The sequence below is a fragment of the Paractinoplanes brasiliensis genome, from assembly GCF_004362215.1.
GTDB lineage: Bacteria > Actinomycetota > Actinomycetes > Mycobacteriales > Micromonosporaceae > Actinoplanes > Actinoplanes brasiliensis.
In genome coordinates, this window is sequence record NZ_SNWR01000002.1 from 899,809 (window position 1) to 925,078 (window position 25,270).

Genomic DNA, 25,270 nt, shown 5'->3' on the forward strand with positions numbered 1-25,270 from the left:
GGTGGATAGATTCCGGCCATCCTCGACAACGTTGATCCCTTCATCGGCACCGCGGCCACGAACATCCCCCCGGCCCGCGGTCTCGCCGCCACGTGGTGGTTCCCGAAACCGCAGGTGGGCAACACCCACCCCGGGGCCGCGGCGCCCTTCGGCATGGTCTCCGCCTGTGCCTACTCGGGGGCGTACCCGACCGGATACGGGCTCTACACCAAGAACACCGAGGGCGTCCCCGAGACGATGTTCGACCGGATCCAGGCGTCCGGGTTCACCCACTTCCAGCAGTCCGGCACCGGCGCGATCCGCAAGTACTACAACTACGTGCGCGTCACCCCGATGATCCAGCCGCTGGACGACCTCGGGCAGTCGTGGCCGCTGCACGACGAGACGGCCGAACCCGGCTACTACGCGGCCACCCTCGCGACCGGCATCCGCAGCGAGATCACGGTCGGCGACAAGGTGGCCGTGCACCGCTACACGTTCCCCGCCGCGGGCAGCGCCCGGGTCGTCCTCGACCTGTCGTGCGGCGGCCTGGCCACCGAACTGGGCCGTACGGTGCCGCTGCGGGCGCAGATCGAGAGCATGGGCCACGGCCGGGCGCAGGGCACGGTCGTCATGGAGGGTGTGCCGCTGTCGGTCTACGTCGAGGTGGACAGCCCCAACTGGCGGCAGATGCTGTGGTACGACCGGCGGCTCATCGACGGCGGCACCCGGCTCGACTTCGACAGCATCCGGCACACCAACCTGCGCCCGTTCGGCATGCTGTTCCGCGGTTCGGCCCGCGCCGGCCAGACGATCGAGGTGCGGCTCGGGTTCTCGCTGCGCGGCTGCGAACAGGCCCGCGACAACCTGCGGCGCGAGTGTGGCGGCGACAGTCCCGCCTTCACCGCCGTACGGGCCAGAACGCGGTCGAAATGGCGCGAGCACATCGACAAGGTCCAGGTCGACGGGGGCACACCGTCGCGGCGTACGGTGTTCGGAACCGCTCTTTACCACGCGCTGATCAAGCCTTGTTTCGCCGACGACGAGAGCCCGTTCTGGCCCACGTCCGGCCCGTACGCGTTCGACGTCTGCACCATGTGGGACATCTACAAGACGCAGGTGCCGCTGCTCGCCGCGATCGCCCCCGAACGCCACGCCGACCTGCTCGAATCGCTGATCCGGGTGTGCGAGGAGGAGGGCAACTTCCCGATCGGCTACCGGATGGCCCGCGGCGCCGACCGGTTCTTCCGCCAGGCCAGCGCGCTCGCCCACACCGCCCTGGCCGACGCCCACGCGCTCGGGCGAGCCCCGATCGACTGGGCCTGGGCGCTGGTGCACATGGTCGACGACCTGCGCCGCATGTACGGCGAGGACTTCTACGAGCACGGCGTGGTGCATCCGATCACGCACACACTCGACCTCGCGTACGGGTATCACTGCACCGCCCGCGTGGCCCGCGCGCTGGGCGACCGGCGGCTCGCGGCCGACCTGGAGGAACGCAGCCGCGGCTGGGTCAACGCGTTCGACCCGGTGACCGGCCTGCTGCGCGACTCCGAGTTCTACGAGGGCGGCAAGTGGAACTACTCGTTCCGGCTGCTGCACGACATGCGCGCCCGGATCGGCCTGGCCGGCGGCGACGACGCGTTCATCGGCAAGCTGGACCGGTTCTTCGGCTATGGCGCCGAGCCCGTCAAGCAGCCCGGGCAGCGTCCGCCCGCGGTCGAGATGCAAGCCGGGTACGCGCTCAAACGGTTCGAGGGTCTCAACAACGAACCCGACATGGAAGCGCCCTGGGCGTACCACTACGCGGGGCGTCCCGACCGTACGGCGCAGATCGTGCACTCGGCCCTCACCTGGCAGTTCGGCACCGGGCCGGGCGGGTTGCCGGGCAACGACGACTCGGGCGGCCTGTCGTCGTGGTACGTGTGGGCGTCGCTGGGCCTGTTCCCCGTGGCCGGCCAGCACCTGTTCCTGGTCAGCCCGCCCGCGTTCGAACGCGCCGTGCTGCAGATGCCCGACGGCGAGTTCGTGATCGAGACCAGCGGCCACCGGGAGACCCCGATCGGCGTCGACGGCCTCGACCGCGAACCGCCGCCCCTGTTCGTCCAGAGCGCCACCCTGAACGGCAAAACCCTGCACGCGACCCACCTGAGCGCCGCGGACGTGCATCGCGGCGGCCGGTTGCACCTGCGGCTGGGCCCGGAGCCGTCGAGCTGGGGAAGCGGGAACCGCCCGCCGTCCCTCTCCGACAAACCGGAGGACGCACGTTGAACAAACCCGACCGTCGTCTCGTCATCGTGGTCCGCGCGGACCCGGTGGTCTGCGGCCATTCCGGCGAGGCCCGCAACCTCGCCGAGGTCGCCCTCACCCGGGGCTTCACGGACGTACGCCTGCTCACCTGGCCCATTGAAGTGCTGCAGGCCGCCGGTCTGCCGCTCAAACCGCTCGACCGCCTGCTGCCGTACAGCGAAGGGATCACCGTCGAACGGCCCGAGGCCGTCGGCGACTACCGCGTGCCCGACGGCCGGCACCTCGCGGGCCTGACCGGCCGGCTGGTCGAGCTGCTGGCCGAACCGATCCCCACGGTGTGCCTGTCGATGTACACCGTGCCGCACACCACGGTGGTGGTCGACGCCGTGAACGCGGCCCGCGCGGCCGGCCTGACCCCCGACGTGCACACCATCGCCAAGGCGGTCGGCTCCGACGTCACCAACGTCATCCGCCAGTGCCTGCGCGAGGGCCGCTTCGGCGCGGCGACGGTGCTGTTCACGACGTTCCTCGCCAACGACGAGGTGGTGGCGGTCTCCGAATACACCAAGGACGAGATCATCGCCTCGGCGGCGGAGGTGGACGCGGCCTGTGGCACGTCGTTCGCCGAACAGTGCCGCGCCCGGGTGACGGTCAGCTACCCGCCGATCGACTCCTCGGCATACCTCGACCTCAACCCTTCGAAAGTGGACGAGGCCCTGGCCAAGCGGGGCCTGGAACGCGACGGCTACATCCTGTTCCTGTCCCGGGTGGCGCGCGCCAAGGGCATCTACGACCTGATCATCGCGTACGGGCAGATGCGGGCCCGCGACAAGGTGAAGCTGGTCGTCGCGGGCACCGGACCGGCCCTGGAACACGTGCAGGCGATGGCCAAGGAGGACGACCGCATCATCTTCCTCACCGATGTCGACGACGAGGAGAAGCCGCTGCTGATGCGCGGCTGCGCCGCCTACGCCCTGCCCACCAAGCCCGAACCCGACTTCGTCGAGACGTTCGGCATCGCCCTGGCCGAGAAGATGCTGGCCGGCGGCGGGCCGGTCATCACGACGCTCACCGGGGGGACGGGGGAGGCCGTGGGGGACACCGCCGTCATCGTGGAACCGGGGGACATCAACGGGCTCGCCGAAGCCCTCGACCACGCCGTCCTCGACATGACCGAGGTGGAACGCAAGGCCATGGCGGAACGGGCCCTCGCCAAAGCCATGACCTTCGACCGCGCCGCCGTCTTCGACTCCCTGCTGGCCACCGGGAACTGACCCGCGTAAGGCCGGGCCGGCGCCTCTACCGGCTCGGCCGGGTCGTGCAGGTGGTTGCTCGACAACGCCGGCCCGGCCCGCGGACAACGACACCCCAGTAGCCCTCGACAGCGCTGTCCCTCTGCCGCCCGCAACCCCTTCACCGCGCGGCTCGCGTCCCGAAATCCTGTTCCCCGCGTCTGCAGCTCGTCGTGCGGTGGTCCCGCCCAGCCGATCGCTCCGCGCGCATGACCCTGTGGACAGCCGGCGACGCGCTTTTCGGTTCTGTGGTTGGCTTGTGGACAACTCGCAAGGTCAACTTGCGGACTGTTCTAGGGTGGGGGCCCCCAAGGCGGGCGGGTTAGGGCTGGTTGGCGTTGATCAAGTACATCGACTTCGGTGAGCCGGCGTTCGTGCGTGATCCGTATCCGGGGTTGGCGGCGCTCCGGGAGCGGGGCGCGGTCACCTGGCATGAGCCGACCGGGCAGTTCCTGGCCGCCAGTCACGCCGCGGCCGGGGCCGTGCTGCGGGACAGGCGCCTGGGGCGGTTCTGGCGGGACCGTGAGCCCGCCGAGGTCTACGAGCCGTTCAACCTGTTGCACCGCAACCAGATGATGGAGAACGAACCGCCCGCCCACACCCGGCTGCGGTCGCTGGTGTCGGGGGCGTTCGCGCGCGGGCACGTCGAAAGGCTGCGCGAGCCTGTCGTCGCCGAAGCCGCCCGGCTCGTCCATCGGGCCGGCTCCCACTTCGACCTGCTCGCCGACGTGGCCGAGCCCCTCGCGGTCACGGTGATCGCCGAGCTGCTGGGCGTGCCCGGGCCCGACCGCCCGAAACTGCGCCCCTGGTCGGCCGCCATGGTGCGCATGTACGAGGTCACCCGCACGCCGGAAACCGAGGCCGCCGCCCTCGAGGCGTGCCGCGAGTTCACGGACTTCCTGCGCGACCTGGCCGCCCGCCGCGCCGCCGAGCCCCGCGACGACCTGATCAGCCACCTGGCCGCCGTACCGGAGCTCACGCCCGACGAGCTGGTGGCGTCGGCGATCCTGCTGCTCAACGCCGGGCACGAGGCCTCGGTCAACGCGCTCGGCGGCGGCGTGGTCGCCCTGCTGCGCCACCCCGAACAGCTCGCACGTCTGCGAGCCGGCCCGGCGCTGATCCCGACGGCGGCCGAGGAGATGATCCGGTACGACTCCCCGCTGCACATGTTCGTGCGCACGGCCGCGGCCGACGTGGAGATCGCGGGCGTACGCATCCCGGAAGGCGCCTCGATCGCCGCGCTCCTCGGGGCGGCCAACCGTGACCCCGCCGTGTTCGCGGATCCCGACTCGTTCGACGTGGCCCGTGATCCGAACCCGCACCTCGGTTTCGGGGCCGGGCTGCACTTCTGCCTCGGCGCCCCGCTCGCGCGCATCGAGTTGCGGGCCGCGCTGACCGCCCTGCTGACACGAGACCTCGACCTGGCCGCCGAGCCGGTCAACCGTCCCACGTTCGTGCTCCGCGCCTACGAATCCGTCCCGCTGGCGGCGAAGTGACCCGCGCCCGAGCCGGCGTTCGACGCGGTGCAGGACGCGGTCGAGGAGGCGCTGCTCAACGCGATCCTGACCGCTCCCACCACCGTCGGGTTCCAAGGCCGTGTCCGGTACGGGGTTCCGCACGACCGCCTGCTGCGACGGTTGCGCGAGCACGGGGTCATCCCGTCGTGACCGGCACCTCGGAGAAGCCGCGCAGGACGAGGCGGTCGCGGCGTACGGGATCGCCGTTGAGGGCCATCTTGGGCCGCCCGGTCAACAGCGCGGGCAGCGCGATCTGGGCTTCGAGGCGGGCCAGCGGGGCGCCCAGGCAGTAGTGCGCGCCGCCGCCGAACGACACCGGCTGGATGTTCGGGCGGCCCGGGTCGAAGCGGTGCGGGTCGTCGTAGCGGGCCGGGTCGCGGTTGGCCGCGCCGAGCAGCATGGTCAGCGAGGCGCCGGCCGGAACCGCGATGCCGTCCACGTCGAGCGGTTCGGTCGTGTACCGGGAGGTCAGCTGCACCGGGGAGTCGTACCGCAGGATCTCCTCGACGAATCCGGGGGCCAGTGACGGGTCGGCACGCAGCCGCTCGGCCTGGTCGGGCAGCGACAGCAGCAGGTGCAGGCCGGTGCCGAGCAGGTTGGCGGTGGTCTCGAACCCGGCCACCAGCAGCAGCACCAGGTTGGCCAGCAGTTCCTGGCCGGTCAGGGTGCCGCCCGCCCCGGCCTCGACGAGCGCGCTGGTCAGGTCCTCCCGCGGGTGCTGCTGCCGTTCGGCGATCAGGCCGATGAAGTAGTCCTCGAGTTCCCGCCCGGCGGCGTCGGCGAGTTGCATCTCGTCGGCGGTGCTGACCGGTTCGAGCACCACGGTGAGGTCGTGGGCGCGCTGCCGGAACCAGGGCCGGTCGGCCTCGGGCACGCCGAGCAGCGCGCAGATCACGCCGACCGGCAGGGGGTAGGCGAACGCGGTCATCAGGTCGGTCTCGGCGGGCATCGCGTCGATCAGCTCTTCGCACTGGGCGGTGATCACGTCGCGCATGCCGGCGATCCGGCGTGGCGTGAAGGTGGCCGCGGCGGCCCGGCGTACGCGGGTGTGGTCGGGCGGGTTGCTCTGCAACATGGACAGGACCACCGGCGCCACTCCGCGGTTCTGCCGCCAGTCGGGCCAGAACTCGTCGTAGTCGCTCGCGTCGGCCAGCCGCATGCTCGTGTCGCGCAGCAGCCGGTTGGTCAGCGCGTGCGTGGTGACGTACCAGCGGTCGTCGGGCGCCCGGAACACCGGCGCGTGGGCCCTGATCACGTCGTAGGCCGGGTACGGGTTGTGGCGTCCCTCAGCCTCGAACAGCGAGCCGAGCGCGGTCAGATGGTCCATGCCTCATCATCGCGCGTCACCGCCACCGGCCGCCGGGTGGGCGGGCAGCCGCCCCGCTGCCCGCCCACCCCGGCGCGTGACCGCCTCCGTGCGCCTGGACGAAGCGAACCTCCGGCGGCGGTCAACGGACCGGTCGCGCCCAGGTTCCCGGTGCCGCGGTTCCGGTCCTTCAACAAGCTCGGTCCCACCGTACGAACCCCCTGGTCACGGGGGAATCGGCCGACCTGCCGATCGGCACCCTCGCATTTGGGGAGGCCGTTGGGCCTAACCCGCAGGTGGCGGATCGGACACAGACTGTCGGCATGGGGCTTCCGACGCTCGCGCTGGCGCTCGTCCTGTCGTCGGCGCTGCTGCACGCCTTGTGGAACGTGTTGCTGGGCCGGACCGCGCCCACGGGCTTCGACGCGGCGATCGCGGGCAACACGATCGGCTGGGTCGCGCTGACCCCGTTCGCCGTGGCCCGGTGGCGTGTGGACGACGCCGGCTGGGGTTACCTGGCCGTGTCGGCCGGCTTCTCGATCACGTACTTCCTGCTGCTCAATGTCGCCTACGCCCGAGCTCCCGTGCACGCCGCCTACCCGGTCGCGCGCGGTCTGGCCCCCGTGCTGGTGCTGCTCGTGACGCTGGCGGCCGGCGGCACTGTGCCCGCCCGAGCCGGTCTCGGCGTGCTCGTCATCAGCGTGGGCATTCTCGTCACGGCGTCGGGTGCTTCCCGGCGCTCGGTGCTTGCCGCCACGCCGGTCGCCGTCTCGCTGACCTGCTACACGTACGTGGCCTCGCGCGGCCTCGAGCACGTCGACCCGAGCACCTACCTGTGGCTGTCCATGGCGCCGCTCGTCCTCGGGTCGGTCACCTTCCGGCTGCTGACCAAGCCCGTTTCCCCGTACGCCCGGATCGCGCGCGACACGTACGTCATCGGGCTCGGCTCGGTGGCGGCCCACGTGCTCACGCTGGCCGCGCTGGCCCTGGTGAGCGAGGCCCAGGTCCCCGCGATCGCCGCCCTGCGCGAGACCGGCATCCTGTTCGTGATCGCCCTGTCCTGGCTCACCGCAAAGGCCCACGACGCCCGCCCCACCCCGAGAACAGCCCTCGGCGCGCTCTTCGTCTTCGCCGGCGTGGCCGTCCTCGCCCTGGCCGGCAACTCCTGACACTCCCACGGCCGTGCTCGCCCAGATCTCTGGAGCCCCGCCACCGGCTGCCCGGCCGGCTGGACTCAGCGCGGACGGTCCGCCTTGGCTCGAACGGCCGGTCACATCGGACAGTCCTCACCGGGACCCAAGGAGAACCGGGAGTGCGACGCAGGCCTGTATTCCGGCCAGGCGCAACAGCCCGGCGTTGTGCAGCAGCGGCCGTGCGCACGGAGATCGTCGATCTCCTAGGTGAGCACCGGGGCGAGGCCGTTGCCGGTGCGGCCGGTCAGGGCTTCGACGAATGCGACCGGGTCGGCCATCCGGGTCAGCACCGCCGACGTGTGCGCGAGACCGGCGGCGGGCACGGACGGTGACTCGCCGAGGGCGCGTTGCAGGTCGAGCAGGTGGACGGTGGCCTCGACGATGCCGATGCCGAGCACCTCGCCGACGCGCATGCGGGCCGTGCCGAGGTAGTTGACTACTGCGTCATCCAGTTCGCGGGCGGCGTCGAGCGACCGCGGGCCGACCTCGGCGAACGCGGCGGTCATCTGCTCGGTGGTGAACTGGGCGGCGGCGTCGACAGCTCGGGCCGCCACGTCGGCGCGGTTGAGGTTGGCCACGCCGTCGGGGGCGTTGAAGGCGCGTAGCAGCTCGGCCGCGGATTCGTGTGTCGGCGGGCTGTCGCAGACCTGGGTGGCGACGTGGCCGAGCCAGTGCGGCCACTGCGCGGTGTGCGCGAACAACGCCCGTACGGTCCACGGCTCCAGCCGCGTCGGGGCGCGCCACTGGTCCTCGGTGAGATTCGACCCGTACGCAGCCCAGACGGCCCACAGTTCGCCGAGAGTGTCCGCCGCCGTCATGCTCGCACGCCTGTCACCGCGATCAGGCCGTCGGCGAACGTGCGGCGCCAGTTCACGTAGTCGTGGCCGCCGGAGTATTCGGCGTAGGCAACGGTGTAACCCCGTCGGCGCAGCGCGTCGCGCATGGCCCGGTTCACGTCGACCTGTGACGGCGCCCCGCCCGGCCCCGGGAACGTCTCGAAGATCCCCACGTCCAGATAGAACCGCACGTCGGCGAGCGGCAGCAGGCCGACCTCCCGGATCAACCGGCCGGGGTCGCCGCTCGGCCACCAGAAGCTGCCCGACTGCGAGATGACCGCGCCGAAGTTGTCGGGCGAGGTCAGCCCGATGTGCGCCGCGATCAGGCCGCCCCGGGACGCGCCGGCGATCATGTTGGCCCGCGGGTCCAGGCCCGCCCCCAGCGTCGTGCGGGCCCACGGCAGCAGCTCGCCGGTCACGAAGTCGCGCATCGTTCCGTCCGGGGACAGGTCGTCGTCGCGCCGGGCGGTGTGGCTGGTGACGAAGAGCGCGACCAGCGGCGGGATCTCGCCCGCGGCGATCAGGTTGTCGAGCACGGTGGGGACGCGCTGGACCTTGCGGGCCGTCCAGCCGTCGAAGACGACCAGCACGGGCAGCCCGGCCGTCGGCGTGCCGGCCGGGCGGTACACGACCACCTGCCGGCCGAGCGGCGCCTCGGTCAGCACCCCAGTTGTCACGCCGGGGCGCGGGGCCAGCCACGGCTCGGAGGGCGCATCGGGCAGCGTCAGCGTCGACGCCCAGACGTCGCGGTCGCCGGGGTCGCCCGGGTCGCGTGGAAACAGCAGGCGGGCCGGGTTGAACGCGTCGATGTGGGTCCTGCCGTCGTGCGCCAGGCAGTACACCGTGCTCAGGTCGGACGGCAGCACACGGGTCGCGTACCAGAGGTCGTTGCCGCGCATGCGTTCGAGCGGCACGTCGAGCCCCCACCCCACGCGGGCGCTGCTCGCCGACCCCCGCCACAGGAACGTCACCAGCTGGGAGCCGTCGCGCCACGGCTCGATCAGCGGCGTGCCGTCAGCGGTCACGCGCTGCCACCACTCGTGCAGGCCGGCCGGGTCGTCCAGCAGCGCGGACATCTGCGGACTCTGCACGGCAACACTCCTCAGGGCGGCGGAGGGTGAGCGATCCGCCACCGAGAGTCCCAAGTGGATCTTGCTTAGTCAAGACGCATAGGCCGACAACCCGGTCAACAACGCGTTCAGGCCCTGTTTCGCGTCCGCGAACAACATCGCCGTACGCGGGTCCGAGTAGAGCTCGTTGTCGATGCCGGCGTACCCGTGCCCCAGCGACCGCTTGATCACGATGACGCTGCGTGCTTTGTCGACGTCGAGGATCGGCATGCCCGACACCGCGTTGCCGGGCCGCCGCGCCGCCGGGTTGGTCACGTCGTTCGCCCCGATCACCAGCGCCACGTCCGTCCGCGGGAACGCCGGGTTGCTCTCCTCCAGGTCCTGCAATTGCTCGTACGGGGCGTTCGCCTCGGCCAGCAGCACGTTCATGTGCCCGGGCATGCGCCCGGCGACCGGGTGGATCGCGTACGACACCTCCACCCCGTGCGCGGCCAGCGCCTGGGCCAGCGCCACCGCCTCGTGCTGCGCCTGGGCGGCGGCCAGACCGTACCCGGGCACGATGACCACCTTTCCCGCGTACGCCAGCTGGATCGCGGCGTCGTCGGCGGTGATTTCCCGTACGGCCGCCGAACCGCCCCCGGCCTCCACCGCGACGGCGTCGCCGGTGCCGTACCCGCCCGCGATGATCGCGCTGATCGGACGGTTCATCGCGTCGGCCATCAGCTTGGTCAGGATCGCGCCCGCCGCGCCGACCAGCGCGCCCGCGATGATCAGCGGCGTGCTGCCGAGCACGAACCCGGCCATCGCCACCGCCGTGCCCGTGCACGCGTTGAGCAGCGAGATCACCACCGGCATGTCGGCCCCGCCGATCGGCAACGTCAGCAGCACACCCGCGACCAGCGCCGCGCCCGCCGCCCCGACCAGCGCCGCCGTGCCCCCGTCGAACCCCACCACCAGCACCGCCATGACGGCCGCGACCGCTGCCAGCGCGATCGAGATCAACCGCCCGTACGGCACCACGATCGGGCGGCCCGGCACCCGCCCGGCCAGCTTGCCCGAGGCGATCAGGGACCCGCTGAACGTGAGCGCGCCGATCAGCACGTCGAGCACCCCGGTGACCTCGGCCTGGGTGGACGCCGGGTGGTCGCCCAGCGCGATCAGGGCCGCCGCGCCGCCGCCGACCGCGTTGAACAGGCTCACGAGCTGCGGCATCGCCGTCATCCGGACCACCCGCGCGGCGACCAGCCCCGCCACGGCGCCCGCCGCCGTGCCCAGGCCCAGCGCCCACGCCGCGTACGCGTTGATCTGCTGCCCCTCGATGAGGACCGCGAGCGTGACCAGGATCGCGACACCCATGCCGGCGGCGGAGACGAGGTTCCCGCGCCGGGCCGTCCTCGGCGCGTTCATCAGGTGCAGCCCGACCACGAAGGCCGTCGCGCAGGCCAGATAGATCAGGTGGACGACCGTGTCGAAGGCGCTCACGACCGGCTCCGGAACATCGCCAGCATCCGGTCGGTCACCAGGTAGCCCCCGGCGACGTTCATCGCCGCGAAGAAGGCAGCCACGGCGAGCAGCGCGTAACCCGCCGGGGTCGAGATCGTGGCGGCCAGCAGCATGACGCCGACCAGCACGACGCCGTGGATCGCGTTGGCCCCGGACATCAGCGGGGTGTGCAGGGTGGCCGGGACCTTGCTGATCACCTCGAAACCGACGAGCAGCCCGAGCGTGAACACGGTCAGATCGGCCAGCAGGAGCGGGCTCATCGGGTCTCCAGTTCGTTGAGTCGGGGGTGCACGACAGCGCCGTCGCGGCAGACCAGCACCGCCGCGAGGACCTCGTCGCTGCTCTCGCCGGGAAGCCGCCCCTCGGGCATCAGGCTGCTGATGAGGGCGACGACGTTTCTCGCGTACGCCGTGGACGCCGCCACCGGCACAGTGGCGGCCAGATTGGGCGCCCCGATCACCGTGACGCCGTGGTCGGTGACCGTCCGCGTGTCGGGGGCCGAACCCGCCACGTTGCCGCCGCCCAGGTCGAGCACCACCGAGCCCGGGCGCATGGCCCGCAACGCGTCCTCCGAGACCAGCAGGGGCGAGCGGCCGCCGGGCACCTTGGCCGTCGTGATCACCACGTCGAACCGGGGGACCGCCTGGGTCAGCGCGCGCAGCTGGGTCGCGGCCTCGTCCTCGTCCAGCGCCCGCGCATAGCCCCCGTCGCCGTCCTGAGTGGCGTCCATCGACAACACCGCGGCTCCCGTCGACGCGATGTCGGCGCGGGCCTGAGCCCGTACGTCGTATCCGGTCACCAACGCCCCGAGCCGCCGCGCCGTCGCGATCGCCTGCAGCCCGGCCACCCCGGCGCCCAGCACCAGCACCTGCGCCGGCCGGGTGGTGCCGGCCGCCGTGACCAGCATGGGGAAGAAGCCCCCGTACGCCTCGGCCGCGAGCAGCGCCGCCTTGTAACCGGCCACGTTGGCCTGTGAGGTCAGCGCGTCCATCGGCTGGGCCCGGCTGAGCGTACGGGGCAGCAGGTCGAGGCTGATCGCCGTGACACCCTGCTCAGCCAGCGTCTGGGCCAGCGCCGGATCGCCGAGCGGGTCGAGCAGCCCGATCAGCACCCGGCCCGCGGGCAGGGCGGCCACGTCGTCCGGCGGCCGCACCACCAGCAGCACGTCGCTCTCGCCGTACACCTGCTGCCGGCCCCCGATGTCGGCGCCGGCCGCGGCGTAGTCGGGGTCGCTGAACCAGGCGTGGCGTCCCGCGCCCGTCTCGACCAGGACTCGCACGCCTGTACGGCGCAGCCGGGTCACGCCGTCGGGTGTGATGGCCACCCGCCGTTCGCGCCCGGCGGTCTCGCGCAACACACCCACCGTCGTCATCGACATATCGAAGGCCTATCACTTCGCGCTCGGCCCGGCCACCCTGCTGTGCCCGGTAGGGTCTCGGGCATGGCGCAGCGAGTGGGAGACGGTGTGTGGCAGTTGCAGGGCGAGACGGTCACCCTCCCGGTGGAGATAACGTCGGCCCGCCTGACCTCGGCGGTGTTCACCACGCCGCCGGCCGAGGCCCGCAACGTCCTCGAGGGGACGCCGCTGCGCCCGTTCACCCTGTTCGGCCGCGCGTTCGGCCTGCTCATGTGCGTCCACTACGACGAGTGGGCGCTCAAGTCGTACGACGAGGTCGGCGTCGCCGTGTTCGTGCGCGGCCCCGAGGGCCCGCCCGGCCTGCACTTCGTCGACCTCCCGGTGACCGGCGTGTTCACCCGCGAGGCCGGGCAGGACTTCTGGGCCCTGCCGAAGTGGCTGATGGACGCCGACCTGCGCTTTTCCAAGATGGAAACCGACGTGGTCGTCCGCGACCGCGCAGACGAGGTGATGCGCGCCTCATTCCGGCACGGCCGGTTCCGCCTCCCGTTCGGCGTGCGCGCCACGCTGCCCGCCTGGGCGTACCTGGAGCACGGCGCCCAAGCCCGTACGCTCCTGCGCGGCTCCGTGCCGATGCAGCTCACCGGCGTACGCCTCGGGCGTGGGGCCTTCCGCGTGGGCCTGGGCGTCCACCCGATGGCGGCGCGGATGCGGGCGCTCGGCATGGGTTCCCGGCCGTTGCTGACCGTGCACGCCGAACGCCTGCGCGGCCCGCTGGGCAAGTTCCACCCCGTACGCCGCGCTCTCCAGCCCCATCCCGAAAGCGCCTAGCCCTCACCCGGACGCGCGGGAACTCGACGGGCTACGCGCGAAGCTGCGGACCGCCGATGTGGTGCCGGCCAAAGGCCCGGGTGCTGACGCCCCTGCCGCACGACGCGGATGCCCGCCGCTACGGAAGCCGGCTGTCGGTGCGTGACTGCCCCACGCGGCACGACGCGGATGCCCGCCGCTACGGAAGCCGGCTGTCGATGCGTGACTGCCCCACGGCAACGACCGCCCGGCTGGTCTCGCCTCCTTCCTTCCCCACTAACCTAGCCTCCTAGGATGCCTAGCGGCTGTGCGGTGGGGCGCGAACGAGTCGGTTCACCGATCGCTGAGCGCCCTGCGCGCCGGCGTTCATGCCGCCGACGTCGACCGGGCGCCGCCGACGTCGACCGGGCCGCCGGCGACAAGACTCACCAGTCACATCAGTCGCTGATGTGGGGAACGGGCGCTCAGCAACGATCTCGGCTGTTTAGCGTGAATGCAGCAGTTTCTTTTCGGAACCGTGCCTCGGTGCCGATCTGTGTCTTGCGCATCACAACAGGAGAGGCATAGGGCATGGGACTGGTAGGAGCGTTCGACAACCGCTCGCTGCGGACGAAGATCGGGACGGCTGTCCTGGTGGGCACCCTCAGCGGTGTGATCGTGGGCGGGGTGTCCTTGGCAACCTTGCGGAGCCAGAACACCGACACCGCAGCGGCGCAGCGCAAGACCGTTGTGCTGGAGTCGGCGGCCGGTCAGTTCGCCAAGAACATCGAGGCGTTCAGCGGCAACAACTCGGGCCTGAAGCTTTACCCGACCCTGGCCGAGGGCATCCGCAAGAACATGGAGGGCAACCGGGCCGCCGTCGCTCAGGCGCTCGACCAGCTCGAATCGGCCTTCGCCGGGGACGCCGAGGGCAGCGCGGCCACCGCCAAGGCCCGTACGGACTGGGCCGCCTACCTGGACTTCCTCGGCTCCGACTTCACCAAGGCGACTCCCGCCCAGCTGGCCGAGGCTGCCGAAACTTACGGGCGGCTCTACGGCGCGTTGAACGCCGACCAGGATGCGCTGCTGGGCCGGGCCCAAGCGTTGGCCGAGGAGTCCATCGCGAACAGCGAGGAGCAGACCACCACCGCCACCTGGATCGTCGCCGGTCTGCTGGCCGCGGGTGTGCTGGTCAGCCTGTTGCTCGGGTTCCGGGTTGCGAGCCGGGTGCGCAGCAGTGTCCGGGAGGTGGCCCGGGTCGCCGAGGGGCTGGCCGACGGAGATCTGACCAGGACGACCGGGATCACCGGTGAGGACGAGGTGGCCCGGATGGCCGCGTCCCTGGACCAGGCCGTGGGCCGGTTGCGTGAGGACGTCGTGACGCTGGCCGGCAACGCGAGCACCCTGCACGCCGCGTCGGGGCAGCTCAGCGCGGTTTCGGGCGAGGTGGACGCGGCCGCGTCGGAGGCGTCGTCGCAGGCGGGGACGGTGGCCGCCGCGGCCGACGCGGTGTCGAACAACCTGCAGGTCGTGTCGTCGGGCTCGCAGGAGATGGGCTCGGCGATCCGTGACATCAGCGTCTCGACCACCGAGGCGTCCGAGGTGGCGGTGCAGGCCGTCGATGTCGCCTCGGCCACGAACGCGATCGTGGCGCGGCTGGGTGACTCGTCCAGCGAGATCGCGTCGGTGGTCAAGACGATCACCGCGATCGCCGAGCAGACGAACCTGCTGGCGTTGAACGCGACGATCGAGGCGGCGCGGGCCGGTGAGTCGGGCAAGGGCTTCGCGGTCGTGGCCGGCGAGGTCAAGGACCTGGCGCAGGAGACGGCCAAGGCCACCGAGGACATTTCGCAGCGGGTGCAGGCGATCCAGGGCGACACCGGCAACGCGGTGACGGCGATTGCGGAGATCTCGGCGATCATCGAGCGGATCAACGGCATCCAGATGACGATCGCCTCGGCCGTCGAGGAGCAGACCGCGACCACGCAGGAGATGAACCGCACGCTGAGTGAGGCGGCGGCCGGCGCCGGCGACATCGCGGCCACGATCGGCAGTGTCTCCGAGGCCACCCAGCGTACGACGGCGTCGGTCGGGGAGACCCGGCACGCGGCGGAGGACCTGGCCATGACGGCGAGCCAGCTGCAGACGCTGGTCTCCCGCTTCCGTTACTGATCGGCGGTGTGACTGCCGGCGGCCCGTACGGGGTCGCCGGCAGCTCAGTGCTCGAACGCGTGCGCCATTTCGGCCTGCTCCTCGAGCACCTCGACGATGCGGGCCTGCACGGAGTCGAGCTGGGCGATGGTCTCGCTGGTGGTGCGGATCCCGCCGGCCACCGACTCGGCGCTCGACTGCAGCGCGGCGATCTGCTCGGAGACCTTCTTGGTGGCGTCCGCGGTTTCCCGGGCCAGTTCCTTGACCTCGCCCGCGACGACCGCGAAACCCTTGCCGATCTCACCGGCCCGGGCCGCTTCGATGGTGGCGTTCAGCGCCAGCAGGTTGGTCTGGTCGGCGATCGACGAGATGATCTGGATGACGTCGCCGATCGCGGCCGAGGCGTCGTTGAGTGAGGCTACGTCGCCGGTCATGTCGGAGGCGCGGCTGACCGCCTCGTCGGCCACATGGCTGGCGTCGGCCGTGGCGGTGCGCAGCCGCGAGACGGTGTCGAGCAGCGCGCGGGCGTTCTCGGCGGCGGTCTCGGCCCCGCGCACGACGTCGAGGCGCTGCGACACGAGCTGCTGGACGTTGCGCAGCGCGTCCATCCGGGAGTCGGACAGGTCGACGTATTCGGTGGTGAAGAAGTCCATCGTGCCGATGATGCGGTCTCCGCTGGAGACGGGGAAACAGACACCCGACCGTACGCCCGCGCGTTGCGCCGCCGGGGCGCGGACGCAGTCGGTGAGCTGGCCGATGTCGCGGACGAAGACCAGGTCGCGGGCCCGCCAGGCGCGTCCGGACAGGCCCACGCCCTCGGCGAAGGTGGCGGCCAGGGTGACCTTTTTGAACTCCTCGCCCGCGGTGCCGGACTCGACGGCGAACTTCAGCACGTTCTCGTCCTCGTCGATCTGCCAGAACGACCCGTACGCCCAGTGGAAGGCGGTCCGTACGGCGTCGAGCGCGGCCCGGGCGGCGAGCTTGGAGTCCGTGGTGTTCCCGAGGGCGGCGACGACTTTGGTGACGGCGAGCCGGTCGTCGGCCACCTGCTGGGTGTAGAACCGGGTGAGGGCGGCCACCCGGGCCTGCTCGGCGACCCGGGCGATGGCCCCCCACTTGCTGATCAGGGCGGCGTCGGGGGCGGTGGCGGCGGTCGTGTAGTACTCCATGACCGCGTTCACGCGGTTGGCGTTGGTGATGGGGACGGCGACCCCCGCTTTTGCCCCGGCCCGGACGGCTGCGGCGAGCCGGGTGTCGTTGCCGGCGCCGGCCTGGTCCGCGTACGCCGCGTGGCCGGTGCGGATCGCCTGCTGCACCAGGCTGGGCGGGGTGCCGGTGAGCGCCTGGACCAGACGGCCGACCTCGTACTCGAGGCGGGGCGCGCCGTGGTCGACGATCCACACGGCCACGTACTCGAGGTCGTAGAACTCCAGGTTGGTGGAGGCGTAGATGCGCCAGCTGCTGGCCTCGTCGGTGACGGACTCGAGGTTGTCGACCAGCACCTCGAGCGCCTCGACGTCACGCGGCGGGGTGCGCTGCACCGCGGGCTCGGTTTGCGCCCGGCTTCCGAACAGACCCATGACGACAGGCTACGGAGCGCCGCTCCGGTTCACGGCCGTATCGCGAAACGACCCGGCCGATCGACGGGAACCGATGCGTGGGGGTCAGGACGTGAGCTCGGTCAGCGCCGCCGTGAAGATCTCGTGGTGGCGGTCGACATCGGCGGTGGTTGTCCCGGGGGCCATCAGCGCCATGTTGTGGAACGGGGTGAGCAGCACCCCGCGGTTGGCCAGGTAGGTGTGCAGGAAGTCCTCGAGCTCGGCGTCCGCGGCGGCGGCCGACTCCGTGCCGGTGCGCGGGGCGGGGTCGGCGAACCGGTACTCGACGCGCGCGCCCAGGCGGCTGACCGACCACGGCAACCCGTACGAGCCGATGATCTTGCGGAGGCCGGTCTCGAACGCCGTGGCCGTGGCGATCATGTCCGCGAACGCCGCCTCGGTGAGCACCTGTTCCAGGCAGGCGCGCGCGGCCGCCATCGACACCGGGTTGCCCGCCAGGGTGCCGCCGACGCCGCCCATGTCGACCAGGTCGAGGTCCGTACGGGCGAGCAGCGTGGCGGCCAGGGACTCGCTGAGCCCGTACGCGCCGATGGGAATGCCCCCGGCGATCGCCTTGCCGATGGTGAGCACGTCGGGTTCCAGGCCCCACGCCGCGGTGGCGCCGCCCGGCCCGGCCGAGAACGTGTGGGTCTCGTCGTTGATCAGGTAGGTGCCGTGTGCGCGGGTCAGCTCGCGCACGCCGGCCAGGTAGCCAGGCTCGGGCAGCACGATGCCGATGTTGGTGAGCGCCGGCTCCATCAGCACCGCCGCGACATCGCCGTGCGCCAGCTCGCGTTCCAGGCCCTCGAGGTCGTTGAACTCGGCGACCCGGCTGGTCGTGGTGACGTCGGTGGGCGCGCCGACGTTGCCCTCGCGGCTCTGCCCGCGCCCGTCCGGGCCGGCGACGATCAGCGACTCGTCGACCGAGCCGTGGTAGCAGTAGCTGTTGACCAGGATCTTCGGGCGTCCGGTGACGGCGCGCAGCAGGCGGATGGCCCACCGGTTGGCGTCGGTGGCGGTCAGGGCGAAGCTCCAGTACGGCAGTCCGAAGCGCCGGGCCAGTTCGGCGCCGACCGCGGCCGCGTCCTCGGTGGGCAGCATGGTGGTGGCGCCGCCGAGCTCGCCCAGCCGCCGGGTGACCGCCTCGACAACGGGCGCGGGGGAGTGCCCGGCCATCGCGCCGGTGTCGCCGAGGCAGAAGTCGATGTACTCGTGGCCGTCGACATCGGTGATCCGGTTGCCACGGGCGTTGCGCAGATAGATCGGGAAGCCGGCGGCGGTCTTGTTCATCCACGTCATCGGCACCCGGCCGAACAGGTTGCCGGCGCGCTGGTAGGCGGCCGCCGACCGGGGCCGCCGCTCGGCGAACGTGGCCCGCTCGCGTGTGGCGAGGGCGGCGAGTCGGGCGCGGTCAACTCCGGAATCCGTCGGCATGGCGGCACGCTACCAACAATTCCCGCCCGTACGGGAGACCCCGCCACCGAATCCGCAGCAGCCTACGACGCCGGGGTCTGGTCGCCGAAGGCCGTGAAGAACTTGTCGCGGAAGTCGCTCATCGGCCACACCGGCGTGTCGGCGCCCGGGCGCAGGCCCTCGGCCCAGCCCCAGCTCGTGATCCGGTCGAGCACCTTCGGGTCCTTGGCGAGCACGGTGATCGGCACGTCGTGGCTGGCGCCGGCGCCGGACGCGATCGGGGAGGGCTGGTGATCGCCGAGGAAGACCATGACCAGGTTGTCGTCGCCGTACAGCTTGATCCAGTTGATCAGCGCGGTCAGCGAGTAGACGATCGACTTGCCGTACTCGGCGCGGACCTTCTTGGGCTCGGCCCACAGCGCCTTCGGTTTCTGGCCGGCCTCCACCATGCTCGTGTAGATCGAGCCGTCACCGACCTGGTTCCAGTCGGGAAGGTATTCGGGGATCGGCGCCCACGGGGTGTGGCTGGAGACCAGCGGCAGCTCGATCATCAGCGGGCCGCGGCCGGGTTTCTTGTACTCGATGGTGTTGAGCTGCTTCAACGTGTACTGGTCGGGCATCGGCGACCAGCTGAACTTGGGGCCCTGATAGCCGAGGTTGCGCGAGTCCCACACCGCGTCGTACCCGTAGAAGTTGCCCTCGGGCCAGGCCCGGGTCGCGCCCGGCATCACGCTGACGGTCCGGTAGTTGTTGTTCTTGAAAGCCCGGGTCAGGGTGAGCCGGTCGCTGGAGACGAGGTTGCGGTACCGCTGCTCGTTGTTGATCCACAGGCCGGACTCGAAGGTGGCGTGGGCCAGCCAGCTGCCGCCGCCGAAGGTGGGTGAGGTGAGCCAGCCGCTGCGCGCGGCGAACCCGGCCTCGGCCAGTTCGGCGGCGCCCCCGTCGAGCACCGGGCGGGTGAGCGGGGAGAGCGCGACGCCCTCGACGGCGCTGCGCCCGTAGCTCTCGATGAACGTGAAGACGACGTCCTTGCCCTTGAGCGCGGTCAGCATGTCGGCCGGCGGGACCGCCTTGAACGCGTCCTGCTGCACCTCCTTGCGGAAGGTGGCCCCGTCGCGCAGGCCGGCGCGGGCCTGGTGGGCGCGGTCCCAGGCGTAGGTGGCGGTGCTGCGCGCGGCCACCGGCACGGCGCCCGTGAGCGAGACGCCCAGCGAGAACGTGAGGCCCCAGGCCACGGCCAGGCCGCCCGCGGTGACCGCCGAGCGCCTGCGGTGCCGCGCCACCAGTTCGCCCACCCGCAGCACCGACCAGCTGGTTACGCCCAGGATGGCGACGACCAGCAGCAGGATCGCGGCGACGGCGACGATGGAGGCCGGACGGCCGTACGAGTCGACGGCGAAGCTGAACGCGTCGTCGAACAGCACCCAGTCGAGCACCGGGTCGAACGGCCGGTTGAGCTCGGCGAAGAAGCCCATGTCGAGGCACTTCTCGATGACCAGCAGGCCGATGAGCGTGCCGGCGACGACGGCGAAGACCTTTCGGGCCCGCGCCGGCAGGACGGCGAGCAGCCCCACGACCACCGCGCCCTCCACCGGAATACGGGCGAACCCGACCGGGGTCAGGCGGGACAACACGTTGGGGAAGACCAGCGCCGCGAAGAGCAGAACCGCTGCGGTGACGGTCAGCGCGAGCTGGATCCTCGGCCGTCGGAGGAAGCGGGCGATGCGGGCGCGGCGGTTCTCGACGACTGGCGGGTCGTCCGTGGTCTCTGGCACGCCAGGGGGAACGGATGGAGCGGGGCTGTCGGTTCAGCGATACGCGAAAGTCACTTCGACCCGGTACCAAAGACTCTATAGATGACATCGGGGTACCCATAGCTTCGATGGCAACGACCGGACTCTGGAGGGACAAGCGAGTGACCACGGCTGTCTCCGATCTGCTTCCCACGCTCGACGATGCTGACCTCAACCGGGTCGACGCCTGGTGGCGGGCCGCGAACTACCTGACCATCGGTCAGATCTACCTGCAGGCCAACCCGCTGCTGCGCGAACCGCTGAAGGCCGAGCACATCAAGCCCCGGCTGCTCGGTCACTGGGGCACCAGCCCCGGCCTGTCGTTCGTCTACGCCCACGTGTCCCGGCTGATCCGGCACACCGGCCAGCAGGCGATCTATCTGACCGGCCCCGGCCACGGCGGTCCCGCGCTGGTCGCTGCCGGCTACCTGGAGGGCACCTATTCCGAGGTCTATCCCGACGTCACCCTCGACGAGCCGGGCCTGCGCAAGCTGTTCCGCCAGTTCTCCAGCCCGGGCGGCATCCCCAGCCACGTGTCGGTGACCACGCCCGGCTCGATCCACGAGGGCGGCGAGCTGGGCTACGTGCTGGTGCACGCGTTCGGCGCGGTCATGGACAACCCCGACCTGCTGGCGATCGCGGTGGTCGGCGACGGCGAGGCCGAGACCGGTCCGCTGGAGGGCTCGTGGAAGGGCGTTTCCTTCCTCAATCCGGTGCACGACGGCGCTGTCCTGCCGATCCTGCACCTCAACGGCGCGAAGATCTCCGGGCCCACGGTGCTCGGCCGTAAGGACCCGGCCGAGGTGCGCGCGCTGCTCAGCGGCCACGGCTACGAGGTGATCGAGGTCGAGGGCGACGACCTGCCCGGCATGCACCACCGGTTCGCGGCCGCGCTGGGCGAGGCGTGGGCACGCATCCGCGCGATCCAGCAGTCGGCGCGCGAGGGGGAGTGGGACGGCGCCCGCCCGACGTGGCCGCTCATCGTGCTGCGCACCCCGAAAGGCTGGACGGGTCCCGACGAGGTCGACGGGGTGCAGGTCACCGGCACGTGGCGGTCGCACCAGGTGCCGCTGTCCGGCGTGCGCGACAATCCCGGGCATCTCGCGCTGCTCGAGCAGTGGCTGAAGTCGTACCGGCCGGACGAGCTCTTCGATGCCGACGGCGCTCCGGTGGCGCTGCTGCGCGAGCAGGACCCCGAGGGTGATCTGCGGATGAGCGCCAACCCGAATGCGAACGGCGGCGTGCTGACCCGTGAGCTGGACATGCCGGACTTCCGCGATTACGCGGTCGAGGTGAAGCTGCCGGCTACCGGGCGGGCGGAGTCGACGCGTCGGCTCGGGGAGATGATGCGTGACATCTATGCCCGTAATGAGGATCGGTTCCGGTTGTTCTGTCCGGACGAGACGAACAGTAACCGGCTCGGTGCGGTGTTCGAGGTGTCTGATCGTGCCTTCATGGAGAAGGTGTACGACGGTGATGTGGCGCTGAGCCGTGACGGCCGGGTGATGGAGGTGCTCAGTGAGCACAACTGTCATGGTTGGTTGGAGGGGTACAACCTGACCGGCCGGCATGGCATGTTCGCTACCTATGAGGCGTTCGCGATGGTCAGTGCGTCGCAGACGGTGCAGCACGGTAAGTGGTTGCAGGAGGCGAAGAATCTGCCGTGGCGGGCGAAGGTGCCGAGTTTCAATGTGTTGCTCACCTCGACGGCGTGGCGTAATGATCACAACGGTTTCAGTCATCAGGGTCCCGGGTTGATTCAGAATGTGCTGACCCAGCGTGGGGACGTCTCGCGGGTGTATTTGCCGCCGGACGCGAACTGCCTGTTGTCGGTGGCCGACCATTGTTTCCGGTCGCGGTCCTACATCAACTTGATCGTGATCGACAAGCAGCCGCAGTTGCAGTATCTGGGCATGGACGAGGCGATCGAGCATTGCACCCGTGGTGCCGGGATCTGGGACTGGGCCGGTACTGACGACGGCGCCAGTGACCCGGATATCGTGCTGGCCTGTGCCGGGGATGTGGTCACGATGGAGACGGTCGCGGCGGCGCAGATCTTGCGGGACCGGTTGCCCGGTTTCAAGGTCCGGGTGGTCAACGTTGTCGATTTGATGACGTTGCCGCGTCCCAAGGATCACCCGCACGGTATGAGCGAGACCCAGTTCACCGAGTTGTTCACCGACACCGTCGATGTGGTGTTCGCGTTCCATGGTTATCCGGGTGCGATTCACCAGCTGGTGCACGGGCGGCCGGACGCTGACCGGTTCCGGGTGCGGGGTTTCATCGAGCAGGGCACCACGACGACCCCGTTCGACATGACGGTGCGGAACAAGGCGTCGCGTTACCACCTGGTGATGGACGCGATCAACAACGCTCACCGCCTGCCCCGCGGCGCGGCCGACCTCAAGGCCTGGTGCGAGGCGCAGCTGCGGCGTCACGAGGCCTACGTCGTGGAGCACCTGGAGGACATGCCCGAGGTCCGCGACTGGTCGCTGGGGGACTGGGCCACCTCGTAACAACTGAGCCGGTGGCGTGCCTCAGCTCGCCGGGGTGTCCTCGAGCAGGACCCCGTCGAGGTGCGCCACCTGCAACACCATCAGGACCATCGCCGTCGGCTCGCGCAGCGTGAAGGTGGCGCCGCGGGCCGCGGCCGCCTTGCGCGCGGCCACCAGCACCCCGATGCCGCTGGAGTCGAGGAACGTCACCGACCGCATGTCCACGTCGATGTGCTCGGCCTCGCCACTGTCCACAATGCTGCGCAGCACCTCACGCAGCACGTCGACGGTCTCGAGGCTGATGTCGCCCTCGGGCGCCACCGTGATTCGGCCGCCGTGGCGTTCGAGCCGGTACTCCAACGACATGCTCACTCCGGTCGCTCAGCTGCGGATGGGGACCGCCGCATTACCCTGCCCCCGAGTCGATCAAACGTGACTCCCGGCTTCATTCACCCGGTCGTGCTCAAGCCGAAACGGGTTCGCCGCTGGTGGTGATCGCGGCCGTCAGCTCGAAGTCGGGCTCCGCGACCGGCCGCCCGTAATGGTAGCCCTGCAGCAGCCGGTAGCCCAGCCGGTGCAACGCCGCGGCCTGCTCCGCCGTCTCGACCCCCTCGGCCACCGCCGACAGGCCCAGGCCGGAGCTGACCTGCAGCAGCGCCTCGGCGATGACCGTGTGCCGGCCGGCCTCGGTCACGTTGTCGACGAACGACTTGTCCACCTTGAGGATGTCCACCGGCACTGTCTGCAGCAGACCCAGCGACGAATGCCCGGTCCCGAAGTCGTCGAGCGCGATCCGCACCCCCAGGGCCCGCAGCTCGTGCAGCGCGATGACGGCCTGACCGCCCTCGAACACCGCCGTCTCGGTCACCTCGATGGCCAGGCACGACGCGGGCAGTCCGCTGCCGGACAGGGCCGCCGCCACCGTCGCGGCGAAATGCGGCCGGGCCAGCTGCCGGGCCGACACGTTCACACTGACCCTGTCCGGGGCGCGTTCGCCCAGGGTGACGCGCCACCCGGCCAGCTTGTGGCAGGCGGTCCGCAGGATCCACTCGCCCAGCTCGACGATCAGGCCGTTGCGCTCGGCGACCGGGATGAAAGCGATCGGGCTGACCAGGCCACGGGTCGGGTGCTCCCACCGTACGAGGGCCTCGACGGCGGCGACCCGCCCGGACGGCAGCTCGACGATCGGCTGGTAGACGACCCGGAACTGCTCGTTGTCGAGCCCCGTGCGGATCTCCGCGCCCAGCCGTACGAACTCTCCGGCGCGTTCGTCCAGCGCGGGCGTCCACCGCCGTACGGGCTCACCGGTCTGCTTCGCGGCGTACATCGCCGACTCGGCCTGCCGCATCAACTCCACCGGGGTGATGCCGGACCCGCCGGCCAGGCCGATCGCCACGCCGACGTACAGCTCGTGACCGCCGACCGCCACCGGGGCGCTCAGCGAGGTGACCAGCTTCGACGCGATCGTGCCGGCCTCGTCGTCGCCGGCGTCGGCGAGCAGCACGGCGAACTCGTCACCGCCGAGCCGCGCGACCACCGAAGGCTCCGGCGCCACCGCGCGGACCCGCCCGGCCAGCAACCCGAGCACCCGGTCGCCGATCGGACGGCCCAGCTCGTCGTTGACGTTCTTGAAACCGTTCAGGCCCAGCAGCAGCATCTGCGGGCGGCCGCCGTCCAGCGCGTCGGCCAGCGCGACCTCGAACCGGCGGCGGCTGGCCAGCCCGGTGAGCGCGTCGTTCATGGTGGTCCGGGTCAGCGCGGCCGACTGCCGGCGCACCTCGAACACGAAACCGGACATCCGCGCGATGACCAGCACGATCAGCGCGGCGGCCCCGATCGCGACCGACCAGCGGCCGACCCGGTCGGCGCCGATGTTCGGCACGAGCAGCAGGGCTGGCGCCAGCAGGGAGCAGAACCCGAACAGCAGGAGGCGTCCGCGGCCGACCTCGGCCGGCACCCGGCCCGGGGCCGGCGCCGCAGCCATCGACGGGTGCAGGGCGGCGACACCCCAGAGCACGTACGAGAGCAGGAAGATCGGGTCGGTCGGGTGGGTGCTCGCCTCGGAGTAGAGCGGGATCAGCGAGAAGGCAGTGTCCGCGGCGAGCATCAGCGTCGTGCCCAGCACCAGCAGGTGAACGCTCGCGGTGCGCGCGCCGCCGCTGGTGAACAGCCGGGCCAGCAACGCCAGCAGCAGCACGTCGGCCACCGGGTAGGCGATCGTCACGACGTGCTCGACCAGCGTCTGACCCGAGTCCGCCGCCACCGGGCGCAAAACGAAGATCCAGAAAACCAGCGCCAGGGCGGTCGCGACGATGGCCCCGTCGATCAGGTCGCCCAGCCGGCTGCTGCGCTGGCGCACCAGCAGCAGCAGGGCCACCACGAACATCGGGTACGAGGCCAGGTAGAACACGTCGGCCAGCGACGGGTACGGCGACAGGTCCAGGACGTTCTCGTAGATCACCCACGTCACGTCGCCGAGCACGAAACTCGTCTGCCCGGCCGCGAACCAGCGCCACATCGCCGGGCGGGCGGGCCGGTGCACGCGCAGGCCGAGGACGATCGCCACCACGCTCACGGCGCCGATGACGTCGTACAGGATGCTCCCGGTGATGCTGCCGACGGGCAGCACGTATTGCCCCGCGGTCGCCGCCACGCCGACCACGAGCCACCAGATCCACAGCTGTCCTCGGCTCACGTCCGGTCATCGGGACCAGAGGCAGGCAACTGA

19 protein-coding genes are annotated in these 25,270 nt (G+C 71.1%); 8 read left to right on the top strand and 11 right to left on the bottom strand.

Annotated elements, in window-relative coordinates:
- Positions 1–18: 18 nt before the first annotated feature.
- The 4 genes from C8E87_RS36150 (at position 19) to C8E87_RS36165 (ending at position 5,188) form a co-directional block, all read left to right on the top strand.
- On the top strand, positions 19–2,250 hold the full coding sequence (locus C8E87_RS36150; protein WP_166661489.1) for a glycoside hydrolase domain-containing protein: 2,232 nt from the start codon (positions 19–21) through the stop codon (positions 2,248–2,250).
- Entirely contained in the window at positions 2,247–3,503 is a 1,257-nt protein-coding gene (locus C8E87_RS36155; RefSeq protein WP_133877891.1) for a glycosyltransferase, read from the top strand. Before C8E87_RS36150 ends, C8E87_RS36155 begins: the two co-directional genes overlap by 4 nt.
- A gap of 356 nt (positions 3,504–3,859) precedes the next feature.
- Complete coding sequence (locus C8E87_RS36160; RefSeq protein WP_243755189.1) at positions 3,860–5,017, top strand: cytochrome P450; 1,158 nt, start codon at positions 3,860–3,862, stop codon at positions 5,015–5,017.
- Positions 5,018–5,044: 27 nt separating this feature from the next.
- Positions 5,045–5,188, top strand: a complete 144-nt coding sequence (locus C8E87_RS36165) for a hypothetical protein (protein ID WP_203720803.1) — start codon at positions 5,045–5,047, stop codon at positions 5,186–5,188.
- On the opposite strand, the gene C8E87_RS36170 is transcribed toward C8E87_RS36165, so the two are convergent.
- Complete coding sequence (locus C8E87_RS36170) at positions 5,175–6,365, bottom strand: cytochrome P450 (RefSeq protein WP_133877893.1); 1,191 nt, start codon at positions 6,363–6,365, stop codon at positions 5,175–5,177. The two genes, C8E87_RS36165 and C8E87_RS36170, sit on opposite strands and share 14 nt — an antisense overlap.
- A 302-nt stretch (positions 6,366–6,667) precedes the next feature.
- Here C8E87_RS36170 and C8E87_RS36175 point away from each other — a divergent pair, with 302 nt between their 5' ends.
- On the top strand, positions 6,668–7,513 hold the full coding sequence (locus C8E87_RS36175; protein ID WP_133877894.1) for a hypothetical protein: 846 nt from the start codon (positions 6,668–6,670) through the stop codon (positions 7,511–7,513).
- A 227-nt stretch (positions 7,514–7,740) separates the two neighbouring features.
- Here the strand turns inward: C8E87_RS36175 and C8E87_RS36180 are convergent, their stop codons facing one another.
- From C8E87_RS36180 to C8E87_RS36200, 5 genes are all read right to left on the bottom strand, one after another.
- Entirely contained in the window at positions 7,741–8,355 is a 615-nt protein-coding gene (locus tag C8E87_RS36180; RefSeq protein WP_133877895.1) for a maleylpyruvate isomerase N-terminal domain-containing protein, read from the bottom strand.
- The gene (locus C8E87_RS36185; protein WP_239080419.1) at positions 8,352–9,464 is read right to left on the bottom strand and encodes an alpha/beta hydrolase-fold protein; all 1,113 of its coding nucleotides are present in this window, start codon (positions 9,462–9,464) and stop codon (positions 8,352–8,354) included. Before C8E87_RS36185 ends, C8E87_RS36180 begins: the two co-directional genes overlap by 4 nt.
- A 69-nt stretch (positions 9,465–9,533) precedes the next feature.
- Positions 9,534–10,925 carry an NAD(P)(+) transhydrogenase (Re/Si-specific) subunit beta gene (locus tag C8E87_RS36190; protein WP_133877896.1) on the bottom strand — a complete coding sequence of 464 codons (1,392 nt, stop codon included), beginning with the start codon at positions 10,923–10,925 and terminating at the stop codon, positions 9,534–9,536.
- Entirely contained in the window at positions 10,922–11,206 is a 285-nt protein-coding gene (locus C8E87_RS36195) for an NAD(P) transhydrogenase subunit alpha part 2 (protein WP_133877897.1), read from the bottom strand. Before C8E87_RS36195 ends, C8E87_RS36190 begins: the two co-directional genes overlap by 4 nt.
- Positions 11,203–12,318 carry an NAD(P) transhydrogenase subunit alpha gene (locus C8E87_RS36200; RefSeq protein WP_133877898.1) on the bottom strand — a complete coding sequence of 372 codons (1,116 nt, stop codon included), beginning with the start codon at positions 12,316–12,318 and terminating at the stop codon, positions 11,203–11,205. Before C8E87_RS36200 ends, C8E87_RS36195 begins: the two co-directional genes overlap by 4 nt.
- 69 nt (positions 12,319–12,387) lie before the next feature.
- Here C8E87_RS36200 and C8E87_RS36205 point away from each other — a divergent pair, with 69 nt between their 5' ends.
- Both C8E87_RS36205 and C8E87_RS36210 read left to right on the top strand, forming a co-directional pair.
- Positions 12,388–13,134 (top strand): acetoacetate decarboxylase family protein, encoded by a 747-nt coding sequence (locus tag C8E87_RS36205; RefSeq protein WP_133877899.1) that lies wholly within the window; start codon positions 12,388–12,390, stop codon positions 13,132–13,134.
- A gap of 549 nt (positions 13,135–13,683) precedes the next feature.
- Positions 13,684–15,264, top strand: a complete 1,581-nt coding sequence (locus tag C8E87_RS36210) for a methyl-accepting chemotaxis protein (protein ID WP_133877900.1) — start codon at positions 13,684–13,686, stop codon at positions 15,262–15,264.
- Positions 15,265–15,308: 44 nt separating this feature from the next.
- Here C8E87_RS36210 and C8E87_RS36215 read toward each other — a convergent pair whose 3' ends face one another.
- From C8E87_RS36215 to C8E87_RS36225, 3 genes are all read right to left on the bottom strand, one after another.
- Positions 15,309–16,823, bottom strand: a complete 1,515-nt coding sequence (locus tag C8E87_RS36215; RefSeq protein ID WP_133877901.1) for a methyl-accepting chemotaxis protein — start codon at positions 16,821–16,823, stop codon at positions 15,309–15,311.
- Positions 16,824–16,907: 84 nt separating this feature from the next.
- Complete coding sequence (locus C8E87_RS36220) at positions 16,908–18,275, bottom strand: transaminase (RefSeq protein ID WP_133877902.1); 1,368 nt, start codon at positions 18,273–18,275, stop codon at positions 16,908–16,910.
- A gap of 62 nt (positions 18,276–18,337) precedes the next feature.
- Positions 18,338–20,029, bottom strand: a complete 1,692-nt coding sequence (locus C8E87_RS36225; protein ID WP_239080418.1) for a sulfatase-like hydrolase/transferase — start codon at positions 20,027–20,029, stop codon at positions 18,338–18,340.
- 140 nt (positions 20,030–20,169) lie between these two features.
- On the opposite strand from C8E87_RS36225, the gene C8E87_RS36230 reads away from it, so the two are divergent.
- Positions 20,170–22,563, top strand: a complete 2,394-nt coding sequence (locus C8E87_RS36230) for a phosphoketolase family protein (RefSeq protein WP_243755190.1) — start codon at positions 20,170–20,172, stop codon at positions 22,561–22,563.
- Between the two features lie 21 nt (positions 22,564–22,584).
- On the opposite strand, the gene C8E87_RS36235 is transcribed toward C8E87_RS36230, so the two are convergent.
- Together C8E87_RS36235 and C8E87_RS36240 are read right to left on the bottom strand one after the other, a co-directional pair.
- Positions 22,585–22,908, bottom strand: a complete 324-nt coding sequence (locus tag C8E87_RS36235) for an STAS domain-containing protein (protein WP_133877904.1) — start codon at positions 22,906–22,908, stop codon at positions 22,585–22,587.
- 97 nt (positions 22,909–23,005) lie between these two features.
- Positions 23,006–25,237, bottom strand: a complete 2,232-nt coding sequence (locus C8E87_RS36240; protein WP_133877905.1) for a putative bifunctional diguanylate cyclase/phosphodiesterase — start codon at positions 25,235–25,237, stop codon at positions 23,006–23,008.
- Positions 25,238–25,270 lie beyond the last annotated feature (33 nt).